Raw genomic sequence first — 1,581 nt, 5'->3', positions numbered from 1 at the left:
CTTGAAATTTAACCTTCAGTGATCGTTTGAGGTTCGGATCGTTCACTCACATGGGGATCTGCCGGACATGGCGACGACCTCCCTTTCACGCTGTGTGATGTCGAGTCGCACAACGGGCCGGGAGGTCGTCAGTGTCGAGTGTCGTCCCTGGAGCCGCTCATCGGCAGGCACTTGCCGAACTGTCCTCCTTTCGAATGGAGTTGTACGCGGCAATGCCCCGCCGTGCCGATGCGTTGTTCGAGTTGACGGACGCGGTGCTGTGTGCGGGCGGCCCGGTGGTGTCGCTGCCGGAGTTGTCGCTTGAGACAGTTCACCGGCGTGGGCACGGGGCGATGTACGACGCGCTCGCCCGAGGCCGCCTGGATGTGTCGCGGCTGCGGTTGGCGCTGGCCGGGCTGGAGCTTCCGCGCGGGACGGACCGGCAGATCTCGATCGCGCTGGACGTGACACCGTGGCCGCGCCCGGACGCGGAGTGCTCGCCGGACCGGCTGCACTGCCACCGCCCGTGCCGCTGCGACGGGGTGCGGCAGACGATTCCGGGCTGGCCCTACCAGGTCGCCGCCGCGCTGGGCGGCGGACGGACCTCGTGGACCGGGCCGCTGGACGCGGTCCGCCTCGGCCCGGACGATGACCTGACCGAGGTCACCGCCGCCCAGGTCCGGAACCTGCTCACGCGCCTGCGCGAGGCTGGTCAGTGGCGCGAGGGCGACCCCGAGGCGCTGTTCGTGCTGGACGCCGGCTACGACATCGTGCGGTTGACGTGGTTGCTGCGCAACGAGCCGGTCCGGCTGCTCGGGCGGATCCGCGCCGACCGCGTCATGCACCACCCGCCAGGGCGCCGCAGGGGACCCACCAAAGGCCGCCAACCGCGTCATGGCACACCCTTCCGGCTGGCCGACCCGGCCACCCACCCCGCACCCGTCCAGGAGTCCACCACCCGTCATGACCGGTTCGGTGCCGTGACCGCCCGCTGCTGGGGACGGCTGCACCCCAAACTCGAACGCCGCCAGGGCGGTTGGGCCGATCACCCGGGTGACCTGCCCAACGTGGAGGGAACGCTGGTACACCTCGCGGTCGAGCGCCTGCCCGGCAACCGCGATCCCAAGCCGCTATGGCTATGGCACTCGGCCCCCGACGCCGACACTCACGACGTCGACCGCCTGTGGCGGATCTTCCTGAGAAGATTCGACATCGAACACACATTCCGGTTCTGGAAGCAGGCCCTGGGCATGACCCGCCCCCGCCTGCGTCACCCCGCTCAGGCCGACCGCTGGGTCTGGCTGATCCTCGCCGCCTACACCCAGCTCCGACTCGCCCGCACCCTCACCGGCGATCTGCGCCGGCCCTGGGAGAAGCCACTCACATCGGATCAGCTCACTCCCGGCCGGGTCCGCCGCGGCTATCCCCGCATCCGCAAGATCCTGGGCACTCCCGCGAAACCGCCGAAAGCCACCCACCCCGGCCCAGGCCGCCCACGGGGCACCACCACCAGCCCCGCCCCCCGACACCCCGTCGGCAAACACCAGCACAAAAAGGACACCCCTCGACCCGAAGAACCGAGGGGAAACCTTTAATTTCAAG

At 69.6% G+C, this 1,581-nt stretch carries 1 protein-coding gene; it reads left to right on the top strand.

All coding sequences use genetic code 11. The features are described 5' to 3' along the window. Positions 1-131: 131 nt before the first annotated feature. On the top strand, positions 132-1,574 hold the full coding sequence (locus tag ABZ656_RS57855; RefSeq protein ID WP_360280789.1) for an NF041680 family putative transposase: 1,443 nt from the start codon (positions 132-134) through the stop codon (positions 1,572-1,574). Positions 1,575-1,581 lie beyond the last annotated feature (7 nt).

It is taken from the genome of Streptomyces sp. NPDC007095 (genome assembly GCF_040634475.1).
Taxonomy (GTDB): domain Bacteria; phylum Actinomycetota; class Actinomycetes; order Streptomycetales; family Streptomycetaceae; genus Streptomyces.
This window is presented reverse-complemented; position numbering and strand designations above follow the sequence as displayed.